The following is a 14,557-nucleotide window of genomic DNA, read 5'->3' as shown; positions in this document are numbered from 1 at the left end:
AAAAGCCATGCAATTCCAACGACCGCATGATCGACTGATGGCGTCGGGATTACACCGGATTTGCGCTGTCGACGACAACATGATCCCACGGTGACGTTGGCAGCGAAGGTACTACGCGCGCGTCACCACACCATCGGCGACCGTTTCGGCGGTCGCCACGTAGCGACACCAGCTGTTGATCCCGGCGCGTAGCGCGACCCGGTCGGTCGCGGTGATCTCGACGGTGAGAACAGCCCCGTCGCGGTCGACGGTCACCGCCGAGCGATCCTCGTCGAGTTCGCCGACCTCGACGGCGATGCTCCGTTCGATCCGCTGTGCGGCTGTCGCTGTCGGATACGCGAAGCGCAACTGGGTAGAATGAGGCTGTGACACGACCGCCGTCAGTGGACGTCGACTTCCTTGATGCCGCCGCCGCGTTCCTTCAGCAGGACGCGGTGGCCGCAGTACGGGCAGCGAACGCCGCCGTACTCATCGAGCGTCACATCGCGTTTACAGCGCGAACACTTGTAGCTCATCCTTACTCCTCGTCTTCGGCGAGGGCGGCGCGGATCGAACGGGTTGCCTGCTGGCCGCCGGGGGTCTGGGGTTTGTAGGCACCGCCGGTGAACTTCTCGCCGGTCTCCTCGTTGACCCAGATGCCGGTGCCGACGCGGGTGACATCGTCGCCGTCGACCTCGGCGTCCTGCATTCCTGCTTCGATTTCCTTGACTCGTTTGCGGGAGACACGTCCGTACCGCGCACCGAATCGACCGGCACTGCCGGTGGATCGTGCTTTATCCTCAACCATAGTGCAACATCATCTCTCCAGCGCGGATAAAAAGCTGTTGAGTCACCCCGAGGAGCCGCCCTGCCGCCGCTAGCGACGCGCCGCTGTTTCGAGCCGTTTTCGCTCCGCACGGAGGAACCGCTCCCAGACGCCGAACAGCGCGCTGTTCAGCCCGTAGACCGCGTCGATCTCCCGAACCCACCGATCGTCGGCAAACAGCGCGGCCTGAAACTGCTGTACCTGTGGCGACAGCGACTCGCGGTGGCCGGTGTAGTACGCAAGGCTCTCCCGGCGGGTGCGCTCAACCAACGCCTGGGGAACCACGATCCCGGACTCGCGGGCGACGTGGACGAACCATTCGAGATGCAGGATCGCAGCCGCGAGCACGAACCGCTCGCGGAACCCCGTGAGGTGGGCCGGTGCCGGCCGGCCGTCGACAACGGCGTTGGCTGGCCGACTGAATCGCGGCACCGAGACGGACAGCCCACGACAGTACGGGTCGGCGACCTGTCGCAGTCGGTACTCGCCGTAACGTACCGGCCCCAGCAGGCTCACCTCGTACCACAGCGGCAGCCACTCACAGAACGGCTCGGAGAAGACGGCATCAGCCAGCAGATCGGCCGCAATCGATCGCCGAATCGCGGGCGAAACCGACGCCGGTGGTCGCCCGTCCCGCATCGCTTCGACGCCAGCCTCGTAGTCGACGAAGTCGGCGGTGTCGAACCCTATCGCATCGGCGACACCGTCGACGTATTCCGCACCGATCCGGTACCAGTCGGCGAAGTCGGCGGCGGTGCGAAGCCGGAGCAACGAGAGGACGCTCACACGCTCACTCGGGGCGGCCGTGGCTTAGTGTTGATCGTCGGGTCGCGCAGCGAGAACGTCGAGCGAACAGTGCTCGGCCACCAGCGTGGCAGCCTGTGTGTACGGCGACGCGTCGGGCGTCGCTCCCGTGGGCCGCTCACGGCCGGCCGCATCGAAAACCCGATCCACGAACGCTGTTCTCGCCGTCTCGTTTTCGAACAGGCCGTGGAGGTAACAGCCGAGCACATCGCCGCGGCTGGCTCCGAGCGCGGCCGTTGCCTCGCCGTCGCCCGCGAACGGCGTCTCGACGGGCTCGGCCGCCTCGGTGGAGCCCATATGGATCTCGTAGCCGGCGACCGATCCGCTCGCATCCGCAAGCGGGCCCACCCCGTCGAGGTCAAGCGTTGTATCAACGACGCGTTTGGTCTCGCTGAACGTCGTTGTCACCGGCAGCAGTCCGACACCGTCGAGCGTTGAGCCCTCGCTGTCGACATCAGCCCCCTCGATTTCGGCGTTGTCGATCCGCTCACCGAGGATCTGATAGCCGCCACAGAGGCCGACGATCGGGCCGTCGAAGGCGCGGAGTTCCGCGTCGAAACCGGCGTCTTTGATCGCCAGCAGGTCGTCAACGGTGTTTTTCGTGCCGGGAATCACGACCGCATCGGCGTCGTCGAGCGACGCATCCAGCGGGACGTAGGCGACCCGAACGCCCGGCTCGGTGGCCAGCGGTTCGAGATCCGTAAAATTCGAGACGCGCGGGAGTCGCGGGACGGCGACCGTCGCCGAGTGCTCGGGAGCGACGCCGTCGTCGTCTCCGCGGACGGCGCGCTCGTCGGTCGCCGGCAGATCGACGCTATCCTCGGCCGGCAGCCCCGGATCGTCGTAGGGGATGACACCGAGCACGTCGACGCCGGTTCGCTCCTCGAAGGCCGCGATGCCGGGAGCCAGCAGGTCGGCGTCGCCGCGGAACTTCGTGATGACGACGCCGACGACCTGCTCGCGGAGGTCATCGGGCATCAGCTCCAGCGTGCCAACCAGCGAGGCGAAGACGCCGCCGCGCTCGATATCGCCGACGAGCAGGATATCGGCGTCGGCGAACCGAGCGGTTTCGACGTTGGCGAGATCGCGGTCGTGGAAGTTGATTTCGGCAATCGAGCCCGCACCTTCGGCGACGATCACGTCGTGGGCGGCCGCCAGTCGGTCGTGGGCGTCAACGGCGGCCGCGCGGGCGGTCTCCCAGTGGTCGTCGTAATACTGGCCGGCCGCGTAGTGGCCGACGGCGACGCCGTCGACGACGAGTTGGGACTCGCCCTCACCGCGGGGTTTGAGTAAAACGGGGTTGCAGTCGGTCGTCGGCGAGATGCGGGCGGCCCGTGCTTGGACGTACTGGGAGACACCGATCTCGCCGTAGGCATCGCTGTCGACGCTGGCGGTGTCGTCGCCGGTATCAGCCATCGTTTCGGGTGCGCGCGGCACCGCCCGCGCGTTGTTGCTCATGTTTTGGGCTTTGAATGGCGCGACCGAGACACCGCGGTCGGCCAGCAGGCGACAGAGCCCCGCCGCGACCGTCGATTTGCCGACGTGGGAGGCGGTGCCAGCGACGAGGACGGTGCGGGCCATCTCAGTATTCGGTGCCGGAGCGGGCGCGCTGGCCGGCATCGATCGGATGTTTTCGCTTACTGATTTCGGAGATCAGATCAGCGTGGTCGGTGAGATAGGTCGGTTCGGTGTGGCTCCCCGTCAAAACGAGTTCGAGTCCGTCGGGTTTGGTCTCGATGAGGTCACAGACCGCCTCGGGGGCGACGAGATCGCGGTCGGCGGCATAGAGGATTTCGTCAAGGATCAGCATATGGACGCCGTCGGCGGGGTCACTGTCGAGAGGAAAGGGCGAATCGAGGTCGGCCTCGCCCGCGCCGGCGACGAGATCCCGCGTTCGGTCGAAACCAGCGTTGGCTTCGGATTCGTGATCCTCCTCGCGGCTGCCGTCGGCCATGTTGTGCCAACCGTAGTGGCCCGTATTCTCGTAGGAAAACCCCGGCATCGCCGCGATGGCGTTGTATTCCCCGCGTACGTCGTCGACGCTGTCCGCGCCACCTTTCATGAACTGCAGCATGTGGACGCGGTAGCCGTGGCCCGCTGCGCGAAAGCCCATCCCCATTGCCGCAGTTGTTTTGCCCTTGCCGTCACCCCAGAAGGCCTGTACGAGGCCGAACTCCTCGGGGGCGGCGGGCTCGATCGGGCGGGCCTCAGGGGCGACGCCGCCGCCCGGCGTCTGTCGATGGCGGGGACGATCGTCGTCGGTGTCGGCTGTCATACACCTCTCTTGGACGCCACAGGTATCTGGGTTGCGACCGGAGGCGGTCGAGCCGCCCTACACGTCAAGAGCCGCAAGCAGTCGGTCGTTTTGCTCGGGGCGCTTGACCGCAACACGGATGTGGGAGTCGAGCCCACGGAAGGTCGTCGCATCCCGAACGGTGAGACCGGCCGCCCGGGCGTCCTCGATCAGATCGCCGACCGGCTCCGACGTTTCACAGAGCAGAAACGGGGCCTCGGAGGGGGTGACCCGAAACCGGTCGGCGAGGCGGTCGCGCATGCGCTCCCGCTCGGCGGCGACGCACTCCCGGGTCTCGGCGACAAACTCGGTATCACGCAGGCAGTGGGCCCCGACCGCAGCCGCCGGCGTGCTCAGTGCCCACGTCGGGCGGGCAACGTCAAGTTGTTCCTGACGGGTGCCGGTGGCGACAAGAAAGCCGGCCCGAAGCCCCGGCAAGCCAAAGATCTTCGTCAGCGATCGGGCGACGACAACACCTGGGGTGCCGGCAAGCGACGGCTCGGTGGTGTAGTCGAGAAACGCCTCATCGACCAACAACACCGTGTCGGCGTCCCGGCAGCGGTCGGCGAGTTCCTGGAGCATCGCATGGGCGTAGCTCTCGCCGGTCGGGTTGTTCGGGTTGCAGACGATCACCAGACGGTGGGCGGCCGGATCGATATCGGTGATCTCGTCGTGGGGGACGAACGTCGGCTCCCCGCCCTGGAGGCGAACCTCGCGGGCGTACTCGCTGAAACTCGGGGTCGGGACGGCGACACTGTCACCGCTGTCGATCACAACCGAACAGAGGAGGCGAATACCGGCTAACCCTCCAGCGGTCGGGATGATCTGACCGCCCGTGACGCCGAGATAGTCGGCGGCGGCCGCCCGAAACTCGTAGTAGTCATCCGCCGGATACCGTCCGGCCGCGGAGAGGGCTGCCTCGTAGACGGCAGCGACGCCATCCGGCGTCTGGGGGTTCGTGTTGGCACTAAAATCGACAAGCTCCGGATCGGCTGTCCCACCGTGAGCCACCCGATCGACGGTGTCGATCGCATCTGGATCCACACCCACCGATTGGTCGTGAGTGATATAAACATTATTTTGTTATGTCATACTCTGACTGGACATCAACGAGGTGTTTTTTGTCTCACTCAAAGTTTCGTTTGGGTGTCGCTATCGAGCCACGCCTCGACGACCCGGTAGTCAGCCGGGCGGTTGATGTTCGCGGCGAGCCGTGGGGCCCGCCAGACGGCTGTTCGCTCGGCGTCGTCGCCGACGATATTGAACCCGGTCGGCACGACTGTCTCTCCGTCGTGATCGCGGGTTGGCTCCGCGCTGAGGCCCAGCTCCGCACAGAGCGATGCCGGCACACAGACGGTCAGCGAGTCGTCGCCGGCGGCCGCGACCGCCCGGTCGATATGGCCGGCGGTGAGCAACGGGAGGTCGGCGGCGACGGTTACAGTTGGGCTATCACAGACAGCGAGTGCCTCGGTGAGATCAGCAACATACCCCTCACCCGCCGTCTCGATGAGGTCGACCCCATCGAGATCGGCGAGATGAGCAGCCGTCGCCGGCGTTGCCGGCGAAACTGCCCCCACGATCGTCGTCAGCGAACTCGCCCGCAACGCGGCCACAACCCGGTCGATCATCGGCTCGCCGCCGACCGCGACAAGCGGTTTTTCGGTGTCGCCGACGGCCGGCCGGAGGCGGCTGCCCTCGCCGCCACACATGATCAGCCCGGTCGTCGCCCGCGTCTCGGTCTCGCCTTCGGTCGTCGCTCGCGTGTTGTCCTCAACCATCGCCTGCGTGTCGTCCTCGGCGACCGGGGTGTCGCTCACGTCAGAATCCATACCGACACCCCCACGTGGAGCGCGAGTGCGCGACCGATCTCGTTTGTCGCCCCGAGCAGATCACCGCTCACACCGCCGAGTGTGCGGTGGCCCCACGTCAACACGGTCACCCCAACCGCCGGCCCGGTTGCCACCGCAGCCACGAGGGCGGGCGCCAGCCCGTTCGGGGCAGCGGCGATCGCCGGCAGCGACACCGCGATCGCCGGCGCCAACGACCGGTGGGTGAGCTCGCCGACAAGCTGTGAGCCGAGCCCCTCGTGGGCCGGCCGGCCGTAACAGGCGACCAGTACCATCCCGAGTTTCGCGCCGACCTCAGCGGCGACAACGAGCCGGAGGGCCCGCCACGGCCCGATCCCCGCAAACGAGAGGGCACCGAGGGCAACGACGAACAGCGTGACGGCCAACAGCAGCGTCCCGCCGACGCCGGTGGCTGAATCCTTCAGCACGTCGCGTTTGCGGTCGGCGTCACCGTGAACCGCTAACGTGTCGCCGAGATCCGCCACCCCATCGGCGTGGGTCACCCCGGTTAGCAGATAGAGCCCAACGAGATAGGCAGCGACGAGTGTCGGTGGCTGCACCGGCAGGAAGAACACGCTCCCGGCGAGGCCGCCGACGAGGTAGCCGACCACCGGCAGGCTGTAGGCGCGTCGGCAGAAGGCCACCCAGTCTGCCTCGGTACCGCCGACCGGAATCCGCGTCAGAAAGCCGACTGCGCCGCGGATCGCTCGGCCGGCAGCAAGCAGCGGGTTCGATTCAGACACCGACGATCACCACCGTGGCAAGCGCGGTGAGCCAGCCGGCCCGGCCGACGAGTGTAACCCCGTAGTGGCCCTCGGCGGTCGTTGGCAACGCGGCCACCGAGTTGAGCGTGTAGTGGCCCGGCTTTTCGAGTCGAACACCGAGGGCGGCCGCCAGCGTCGCCATCGGCCAGCCGGCGTTCGGCGAGGCCGGCAGCCGCGCCCAGCGTCGACCTGTCAACACGGGATCGGGCGACAGCGCGGCCGCAGAGATCGCCAGCGCCGTCAGCCGGGCCGGAACCCACATGACGAGGTCGTCGAGTCGGGCAGCCGCCCAGCCGACCGGTTTCGAGCGGTAGCCGACCATCGAATCCATCGTGTTGACAGCCTTGATCCAGGCGGCCGCCGCGGTCGCAGCCGGCAGCGTTACGCCCGGAGACAACCACCAGCCGGCGACGACGCTGGCAACGCCGAAGCCGACCAGCGGCGCAAGGAAGCCATCCGAGAGGTTTTCGGCGACGCTCTCGACGGCCGCGCTCCGAACGTGGGCCGCCGAGAGGTCGGCGGCGTCACGGCCAGCAAGAGCGAGCAATGCTTCGCGTGCGCCCGCGAGGTCAGTGTCTGTTTGCGCAAGGACATCGCCGGCGGTTGTACAAAGTAGCCGGAGGCTGATCGTCGAAAATAGGATCAGGGCGGCGATGACACCACCGGCCAGCGGTGCGATGTCGCCAGCGAGCCACACCGCAAGGGCGACAGCCACGGCCGCGAAAAGCGGGAGACCAACCGCGGCAACGCTGCCGACAAGTCGGGGAGCACGCCACTCGCGGTCGATTGGGCCGACCAGCCGGCCAAAGAGCGCGACCGGATGGAGCCGCGCCGGCGGCTCGCCAGCCAGATGATCGCCGCCGACAGCCGCGAGCACGACGCCGGCAGCCATCAGCGACATAGCTCCCCCTCACTGAATCGCACCGGAAGTTCGGGGAGCGGCGTGTCGGCGATATCGACAAACTCCCCACCGGGGTCGGTGATCCCGCCGTCGGTTTCGGGGGTATCGCCGACGACGACGAGATCACCGCTGTCGACGCCGAGGCGGTCGGCGATCGTTGCGAACGCTCGCGGATCGGGTTTTCGCCAGCCGCAGTCGACGCTGGCAACGATGGCATCGAAGCTGGCGGGATCAAGGGTCGACCGGCGCAGCGTTCGGTCGACCAGCTCCGGAACCGCACAGTTCGACAGCAGGCCGACCGGGCGGCCCTCGCTGGCGGCGGCGACAGCGTCGACCGCGCCGGTGGCGGTCTCGATGGTTGGCTCGAAGGCGTCGATGACGGCTTGACGGGCGGTGGTGTCCGGCACGTCGATCCCGCGGCTGTCGAGCGCGGCAGCGACGTGATCCGGCAACGGAACTTCGGCTCCCGCTTGGGCGTCGATATGGGGTTCGGTGTAGGCGGCCGCCCAGTCGTCGGGGACGCTGACGCCGCGGGCGGTGAGTTCGTCGGCGATGGCCGCCGCTGGTTCGGGAGTGTCGTCGATGGTGACGAGCGTACCGAACAGATCGAAGACAACGGCGGAGGCGGTCACTGTCTGTGGGGTCGCCGTCGGCGGTATGAAAAGCTGCCGACCGTCGCTGGCTCACGCCAGTCAGGGCGTATGGAGATCAGTCCAGTCGGGCGAAGGCGAGCGTCCCGCTGATGTTTTTGATGTAGATGTCGACCTCGTCGCCCTCCTCCGCGCCGGGGACGAAGATCGTGTACTTGCCTTTCTCGGCGACACCGTCGCCCTTGCGGCCGGTACCAGTGATCTTGACGTGGTAGGTTTCGCCCTCCTCGACATCGGGGCGGTCGGTGCGCTGGGAGCTCGACTGTCGTTTGGCAACCGGGCGGAAGGCACCACAGGCCTCACACCGAAGCATCTGGGTGCGGTTTTCGGTGACGAGCTTGGTGTCGGGCAGCCCACACTCCGAGCAGGTGACGTATTCGGCGATGTAGGCGTCGATGGCGGCATCGAAATCGTCGCCGGAGAAGTCGCCGTTGTAGCGGGCGCGGCCGTCCTCGTACTGGCCGGCGGTGCCGAGTTCCTGTTGGATCGCGCTGTGGATGTGTTCCGGCTCGCGGTTGAGCGCGTCGCCGATCGCCGAGAGGTTAGTCAGCCGTGTGAACGCGCCGTCCTTCTGGGCCTCGGCGTCCGGTACGTCAAGCCGTTCGTCGGAGCCCTGAAAATCGGGGAGATCCTCCATCGCCCGGTCGAGCGTCGCCTCGTAGTCCATACGCGTCTCGATGCGTTCGGCGGCTAAATGCATTGTGAGATAGCGATCCACAATGCGCCTGTCCCACGGTGGTCGCTCAGAACGGACGCACCCCGATCGCGCCGCCGTGAATCAACATACCACTCACTCCTCATCGTCCCGCCACAGCCGCAGTGCGACGACACCGAAGCCGGCAACCATCAACAGCAGTCGCTCGCCGGACTGCACCAGATGGAAGATCCGCTCGACGTTTTCGGGTTCCGCACCCCGATTCGGGTCGACACCGGTGTAGTAGTGGGTGGTGGCGGTCGTTCCCTCGACGGTGCCGCCGGGAGAGAGGTCGACAAACGTCTGGAGCAGACCGCGCTGTGTCGAGTACAGCAGATGTCCCGAGAGGTCGTAGAAGCGATCCTGCAATGGCCAGAACAGATTCACACCGTTGACGACGCCGTCATAGAGGCTGTGGGCGAGAACCATCCCGACGAGGCTCACCCACGCCACGCGAACCCCGGTCGCACCCCACCGCCGGCGGAGCGTCGACTCCGAGCGGACGGCAACATCCCACCAGAGCACGATCCCGAGAACCGCCGGCAGGACGAGCGTGTGGAGATACGCCCGGTGGGCCCCGGGCAACCAAAGGCCGAGCAGTGTATCGAGATCCGGCACCGCGGCGACGGCCATGACTGTCAGGATCGCCCGGCGGTCGAAGGCCGCTCCAAGGAGGGCAGTCCCGAGCAGCCCCGCGACCGCGATGTGGACGAGCGTCGATGGCATAGCCGCCGATAGGCAGACAGCGGGGAAGGCGGTTTCGGCGGCCCGAGACTAGTACCGCGGACAGCGAAGCGAAGCCGCACTTCCATCGACGAACGGCAGTTCGATACGGTCGGCGTCGACCACGGTGGGTTCGTCAGCAGCCCCGTCGGCCTCGGCGGCTGCCGATCCCACGGTAAACGGGCCGTCAAGCGCGTCGCTGGCACAGAAGGCCAGCGCGATCGGTTCGCCGATCGAGGGGCTCTCGATCGCCCGCGTCAGCTCCCCGACAGCGTCGCCGTCGACACGGAGGTCGTCGCCGGCCCCACAGGGGGCGTCGAGACGAAGTCCGAGCAGTTGCTTGCTCGGCCGGCCGCGGTTTTCGACCTTTGAGACGACCTCCTGGCCGATAAAGCAGCCCTTCTCGAAGTCGACAGCGTGGCGCGCGCCGACCGTGTTCGGGATCGCACCCTGTAGCTCCGAGGCAAACCGCGGCGTGCCGGCCTCCAGCGTCAGCGTGTTCCAGGTTGCCTCGCCGAACGGCGCGGCGTTGAGCCCATGGTTGAGCAGCGTATCGAAGACCCCGGGCGCGTCGTCGGCCCCACAGATCACCGTGTAGCCGTCCTCGCCGGTCGGGTTGTCGCTGGCGACGACCGTGACGCCGGCGTCGCCCATCGACCCCCGATCGAAGTGGAGTTCGGGTTCGGGCGCGCCGGCGTGGTTGAGCACCGAGGCAACCTTCTCGGTCGCTGAGGGGCCATGAATACCGAAGACGCCGTAGTCAGCCGACACGTCGTCGATGGCGACATCCTGCACGAAGATCTTCTCCGACCAGTCGGCGACCAGTTCTTCAACCTCGGATGGTGGCGTAAACAACAGCAGCTGCTCGTCGGCGTTGTAGATGTAGCAGTCAGTTTCGATCCGGCCCTGTGGGTCGAGGACGAAGGCATAACAGCCCTCACCATCGCTTGCGGGCACGCGGTTGGTGACGATGTTGTCGACGTAGTCGACGCGTTCGGAGCCGGTGACCGCGACGATCCCATACCCCTGTTCGATGACGCCGACACCGTTGCGAACTGCCCGGTGGGCGACTTCGGGTCGGCCGTAGTGAGCGACGAGCTGTCGACCGCCGCGCTCGACGTACGTCGCCCCGAGATCATCGTGGTGGGCTCCCAGCAGTGTCATGGGGAGGCGAAGACGCCGCGGGAGTAAAACAACGGCGGAGAGTCGGTCGGGACGCGACGAACGCGAAACGCGGGGGTCACAAGCCGAACCGATCGCGGATGGCCTCAAACAGCGACGGATCTGACGGCTCGGCGTCGGCTGTCGGATCCGGGACGACCTTGTCGGCCGGCCGGATCCGAACCGTCCCGTTCTCGTCGCTGACGACGATCAATCCATCGGCTTTGAGCTCGGATAACGCCGTCTCGATGCGGTCGATGTCGGCCTCGACGGCGGCCCGGAGTTCAAGCACGGTCATCCCCTCGCCGGCCCGGTCGACAAGCGCGTCGAGAACGTCGACCTCGACGGCCGGCCGATCACGGTAGGCGGGCTTGGCTCCCATCGACATATCCTACCACCGGAATCGGTTTACATCTACCGCCGGGGATCGACACCACCGACCGCGGCCGCTCGAACGCCGACGGCGTCAGACACGCGACGGACAGAGGGAGTAGCTTTTTGTCGAGTAGGTTGATACAGACGGTAATGGGACTCCGGTGTCTACTCGGTCACGATTTCGACGACCCCGAGTTGCGACGGGAACGGGAGGAACAAGGCAACGAAGTCGTCGTCACGGTTCGCGAGGAGAAAACCTGCACTCGCTGTGGGTACACCAAGACCGTCAGTGAGAACAAGGAGGTGACCTCGATCGAACAGCTCGCCGAAACCGCCGACGGCGAGCGCGAGGCGACAACCGGCGGTGACACTGACGCGACAGCCGCCGACACTGACGCGACAGCCGCCGATGACGCCGGCGCGGCGGCCACGACCGGCGAGACGGCATCACCACCACCCGGCGACGAGACAGCCTCGTCGGCGTCACCGCCCACAGCGGCCGATCAGCCGGCCGACGCCACGACCCCTAGTGCCGACGACGACGCGGAGCTACTGGACGACGAGGAGACACCACCGGCGTCGACGGAGCCGACCGCGGCGACTGCGGACGCCGCCGAGGAGCCACCCGCAGCCGACTCCGAGGAGGCGGGAGGGGCCGACGGCAGCGAGCCGCAGGCGGCCGACGACGACGGGATCATTCTCTCGACAGCCGACGACGAAACCGACGAGACAGCCGACGACGAAACCGACGAAACAGCCGAAAGCGAGGGTGAGCCCGGCGGGTGGGAATGGCCCGAACACGAGACGGATCCGGAGACAACAGCCCACGAGTGGCCCGAGCAGTCCGGCGACGACGAGGGGTACGACGCGGAGACACCGCCGGCTGAACAACCCGACGACGTGAACTTCAGCGGCGGCTTTACCCCCGAGGCCACCGCCGACGCGGTCGACGACGACGGGGTCGACGCCCAGACCGACGAGGAGATGATCGAGGAGCCGGCCGACGCGGAGTTGACGAAGGCTGGTGAGGCGACACTGTATGAGCCGACCGTCGACGACATCACCACCGAGTTCTACTGTCCGGAGTGTGGCTTCACCCGCCACGCCGGGGCGTCGTCGATGCGCGCCGGCGACATCTGCCCGGAGTGCCAGCGGGGTTATATCGCCGAACGGGAGCTGTAGCCCACACAGCGCGTGATCGTGACATACACAAGCCTGCGCCCGTAGTTCTGTGTAGCACATACCCGTTATGTTCCACCGCGTTGTGTCCCGCCGACCACCCGCGTCCGCGCGCGCCGAGCGGCGACACCGCATCACACCAGGTGGTCGGTGATGCTCCCGCGGCTCAAACTGCAGGTTGCGACCAACAGCACGGAGTTCACGATCGGGTTTGTCGTCCTCGGAGTGGTCTTGCTGCTTGGATCGGGCTACGTCTTCCTGACACCACCGGTCGAGGAGCCGGCGAGCCAGCCAGCCCCCCAGCCCGACCCACAGCCCGAAACCGAGGAGGTCGAGGCGTTCTTCCTTGAGGTTGAGCTGATCGACAGCGCGGTCGTCGAGACCGGTTCAAGTGAGCTGCGACCGACGATCTCCGGACCAAACCGGCAGGCATACGAGGAAGGTGAGATGCTCACCCGCGAACCGGTGTACTTCTATCGGTACACGCCGGAGCTGACGTTCAATGTGACCGCCACCACGACCAAAAACGTCAGCGTCGAGCTCACAACCCGGCTCAGCCGCGAGGAGGAGGTTGTGACCGACCGCGAGGATGCCGACAGCGAGATAGTGTACACGAACGATCGACTGCTCATGTACCGGCAGGATACAGTCACCGACGGCCGGGTGACAAATCGTCGCACTTTTGATGTGAAAGATGATCTACAAGAGCCAGCAGACGAGGTTGCCAGCGACTTTTCGGAATCAGCAACGAGCTTCAATACCAACCTAAACCTAACCGTCGATTACCGAACAGAACCAATCAACGGGACAGTCTACGACGGGACGCTCAACGTCACTCCGAGATTGAAATACGAGAATATACGATCGAACCCACCAAGAGGCACCTACTGGCTGACCGGCGATCAGCAAGCCAACGTCTCAGAAACCCAAACCCGGCCGATCGAGCCGGCGGGGGCGGCCGATTCGGACGCCGCAGCCCAGCCGGCCGAACCGGACGAACCGACGCGGGGTGAGCCGAATATGGGGCTGGTCGCGCTGCTGGCGATCCTCGGCCTGATCGCTGTTGCCAGCGGCGGCGCGATCGCGGCAAAGGCCCCACAGCTCGACGAGGCAGAGCTCAAAACCGAGATCGCCCACAACCAGTACAGCGAGTGGATCTCCGAGGGCGAGCTGTTGTTAGACTCCGACAACGAGTTTGTCGCCGTCAACTCCATCGAGGATCTGGTCAATGTCGGCATCGACGCCAACAAGCGCGTGATCTACGATCCAGATCTCTCGGTGTATACCGTCTCCGACGACGACGTGACCTACTACTACACCACCGAACCCGCCACTCTCCAGCGGTGGATCCACCTCTGACCGGCTACTGGTAGCCCTCCAACATCCGCTCGACGTATTTGGCGATCACATCAACCTCGACGTGAACCGGATCGCCGACTGACTTTGTCGCCAGCGTCGTGAGCTCGTAAGTTGTCGGGATGATCGCCACATCGAACGCCCCGGCATCGTGGTCGATCTCGGCAACGGTGAGCGAAATCCCATCGAGACAGATCGAGCCCTTGTCGACGATATACTGGCCGTAGTCGTCGGGGAGTGCGAACGTAAACCGCCAGTCGTCGCCGACCTGCTCGATCGCCGCGATCGTCGTGACGGTGTCAACGTGGCCCTGGACGACGTGGCCGTCAAACCGTCCGTCGGCGGCGAGTGCGCGCTCGATGTTGACGGTGTCGCCAACGTCGACCACGCCGAGATACGTTTTTGCGACCGTTTCAGCCGCAAGGAAGACCTCGAACCACTGCTCGTCGTCGACCTCGCCAAACGCCTCGACGGTGAGACAGACGCCGCTGACGCTGATCGATTGGCCGTGGTGAAGCGCGTCGAGTTCCGGGGCACGAATCCGCAGGCGTCGACCGTCGGCGTCGGCGTCGACGGCAACGACCTCGCCGGCGGTTTCGACGATTCCGGTAAACATACCGGAGGAAGACGATCCGGAGGGATAGCGGTTGCGGGCCGGCGCGCTTTTGTCGCTGCCGGCGGTACCGAAAGCGCATGCAACTCGGGCTCATCGATCTGATCGGGCTGGCGACCACACTCGTCTTTGCCATCCCGGTCGCCAACTTCGGCGTGACACAGCTGCTCGCCGGAAAGCCGGTCGTCGGCATCGCGTTGCTCGGTGTTGCGGTTGCGATGGTCGTCCTCCCGCAGTATTTTCTCGACCCGAAGCGGGTTCTCGGTCGGCTCCTTCGGGGACTGCTTCCCGCGCGGCTGCGTGCCCCCTCGAACGATGAGAAGCCACCAAAGTAGGGGTGAGAAGGCACCAACGCAGTAGTCGACGACGCCTCACCTGTTGTCGGTGCCAGC

Annotated in this window: 19 protein-coding genes; 3 read left to right on the top strand and 16 right to left on the bottom strand. The window is 66.1% G+C overall.

Annotated features, from left to right (window positions below; translation table 11 throughout):
* Positions 1-111: 111 nt before the first annotated feature.
* The 15 genes from HKK80_RS09505 to HKK80_RS09435 form a co-directional block, all read right to left on the bottom strand.
* Positions 112-372: a KEOPS complex subunit Pcc1 gene (locus HKK80_RS09505; protein WP_411799360.1), complete on the bottom strand. Its 261-nt coding sequence runs from the start codon at positions 370-372 to the stop codon at positions 112-114.
* Between the two features lie 8 nt (positions 373-380).
* Positions 381-515 (bottom strand): DNA-directed RNA polymerase subunit P, encoded by a 135-nt coding sequence (locus tag HKK80_RS09500; RefSeq protein WP_021040784.1) that lies wholly within the window; start codon positions 513-515, stop codon positions 381-383.
* Positions 516-517: 2 nt separating this feature from the next.
* On the bottom strand, positions 518-787 hold the full coding sequence (locus HKK80_RS09495) for a 50S ribosomal protein L37ae (protein WP_411799359.1): 270 nt from the start codon (positions 785-787) through the stop codon (positions 518-520).
* A 69-nt stretch (positions 788-856) separates the two neighbouring features.
* Positions 857-1,591, bottom strand: a complete 735-nt coding sequence (locus tag HKK80_RS09490; protein WP_411799358.1) for a hypothetical protein — start codon at positions 1,589-1,591, stop codon at positions 857-859.
* Between the two features lie 24 nt (positions 1,592-1,615).
* Positions 1,616-3,190, bottom strand: coding sequence for a cobyric acid synthase (locus tag HKK80_RS09485; protein ID WP_411799357.1), 1,575 nt, complete (start codon positions 3,188-3,190; stop codon positions 1,616-1,618).
* A gap of 1 nt (position 3,191) precedes the next feature.
* Positions 3,192-3,884, bottom strand: a complete 693-nt coding sequence (locus HKK80_RS09480; protein WP_411799356.1) for a cob(I)yrinic acid a,c-diamide adenosyltransferase — start codon at positions 3,882-3,884, stop codon at positions 3,192-3,194.
* Positions 3,885-3,941: 57 nt separating this feature from the next.
* The gene (gene cobD / locus HKK80_RS09475) at positions 3,942-4,946 is read right to left on the bottom strand and encodes a threonine-phosphate decarboxylase CobD (RefSeq protein ID WP_411799355.1); all 1,005 of its coding nucleotides are present in this window, start codon (positions 4,944-4,946) and stop codon (positions 3,942-3,944) included.
* 86 nt (positions 4,947-5,032) lie between these two features.
* Positions 5,033-5,731 (bottom strand): NTP transferase domain-containing protein, encoded by a 699-nt coding sequence (locus HKK80_RS09470; protein ID WP_411799354.1) that lies wholly within the window; start codon positions 5,729-5,731, stop codon positions 5,033-5,035.
* The gene (gene cobS, locus HKK80_RS09465; protein WP_411799353.1) at positions 5,716-6,492 is read right to left on the bottom strand and encodes an adenosylcobinamide-GDP ribazoletransferase; all 777 of its coding nucleotides are present in this window, start codon (positions 6,490-6,492) and stop codon (positions 5,716-5,718) included. Before cobS ends, HKK80_RS09470 begins: the two co-directional genes overlap by 16 nt.
* Positions 6,485-7,405 carry an adenosylcobinamide-phosphate synthase CbiB gene (gene cbiB / locus HKK80_RS09460; RefSeq protein ID WP_411799352.1) on the bottom strand — a complete coding sequence of 307 codons (921 nt, stop codon included), beginning with the start codon at positions 7,403-7,405 and terminating at the stop codon, positions 6,485-6,487. The genes cobS and cbiB overlap by 8 nt, the downstream gene beginning before the upstream one ends.
* Positions 7,405-8,046, bottom strand: a complete 642-nt coding sequence (locus HKK80_RS09455; RefSeq protein ID WP_411799351.1) for an HAD family hydrolase — start codon at positions 8,044-8,046, stop codon at positions 7,405-7,407. The genes cbiB and HKK80_RS09455 overlap by 1 nt, the downstream gene beginning before the upstream one ends.
* A gap of 76 nt (positions 8,047-8,122) precedes the next feature.
* Complete coding sequence (locus HKK80_RS09450) at positions 8,123-8,731, bottom strand: translation initiation factor IF-2 subunit beta (RefSeq protein ID WP_411799350.1); 609 nt, start codon at positions 8,729-8,731, stop codon at positions 8,123-8,125.
* Positions 8,732-8,854: 123 nt separating this feature from the next.
* Entirely contained in the window at positions 8,855-9,484 is a 630-nt protein-coding gene (locus HKK80_RS09445) for a metal-dependent hydrolase (RefSeq protein ID WP_411799349.1), read from the bottom strand.
* A gap of 48 nt (positions 9,485-9,532) precedes the next feature.
* On the bottom strand, positions 9,533-10,645 hold the full coding sequence (locus HKK80_RS09440) for an aminomethyltransferase family protein (protein WP_411799348.1): 1,113 nt from the start codon (positions 10,643-10,645) through the stop codon (positions 9,533-9,535).
* A 76-nt stretch (positions 10,646-10,721) separates the two neighbouring features.
* A complete protein-coding gene (locus HKK80_RS09435) occupies positions 10,722-11,024 on the bottom strand; it encodes a DUF6432 family protein (RefSeq protein ID WP_411799347.1) in 303 nt (100 codons plus the stop codon).
* 143 nt (positions 11,025-11,167) lie between these two features.
* On the opposite strand from HKK80_RS09435, the gene HKK80_RS09430 reads away from it, so the two are divergent.
* Positions 11,168-12,199, top strand: a complete 1,032-nt coding sequence (locus HKK80_RS09430; RefSeq protein ID WP_411799346.1) for a hypothetical protein — start codon at positions 11,168-11,170, stop codon at positions 12,197-12,199.
* 150 nt (positions 12,200-12,349) lie between these two features.
* A complete protein-coding gene (locus tag HKK80_RS09425) occupies positions 12,350-13,555 on the top strand; it encodes a DUF5305 family protein (RefSeq protein ID WP_411799345.1) in 1,206 nt (401 codons plus the stop codon).
* 4 nt (positions 13,556-13,559) lie between these two features.
* Here the strand turns inward: HKK80_RS09425 and HKK80_RS09420 are convergent, their stop codons facing one another.
* Positions 13,560-14,168, bottom strand: a complete 609-nt coding sequence (locus HKK80_RS09420; protein ID WP_411799344.1) for a riboflavin synthase — start codon at positions 14,166-14,168, stop codon at positions 13,560-13,562.
* A gap of 77 nt (positions 14,169-14,245) precedes the next feature.
* Here HKK80_RS09420 and HKK80_RS09415 point away from each other — a divergent pair, with 77 nt between their 5' ends.
* Positions 14,246-14,500: a hypothetical protein gene (locus HKK80_RS09415; RefSeq protein ID WP_411799343.1), complete on the top strand. Its 255-nt coding sequence runs from the start codon at positions 14,246-14,248 to the stop codon at positions 14,498-14,500.
* Positions 14,501-14,557: the final 57 nt, after the last annotated feature.

The organism is Halonotius sp. F2-221B (genome assembly GCF_046719765.1).
Lineage (GTDB): Archaea > Halobacteriota > Halobacteria > Halobacteriales > Haloferacaceae > Halonotius.
The sequence above is the reverse complement of the archived record's forward strand: the minus strand, read 5'-3'. Positions and strand labels throughout refer to the sequence as shown.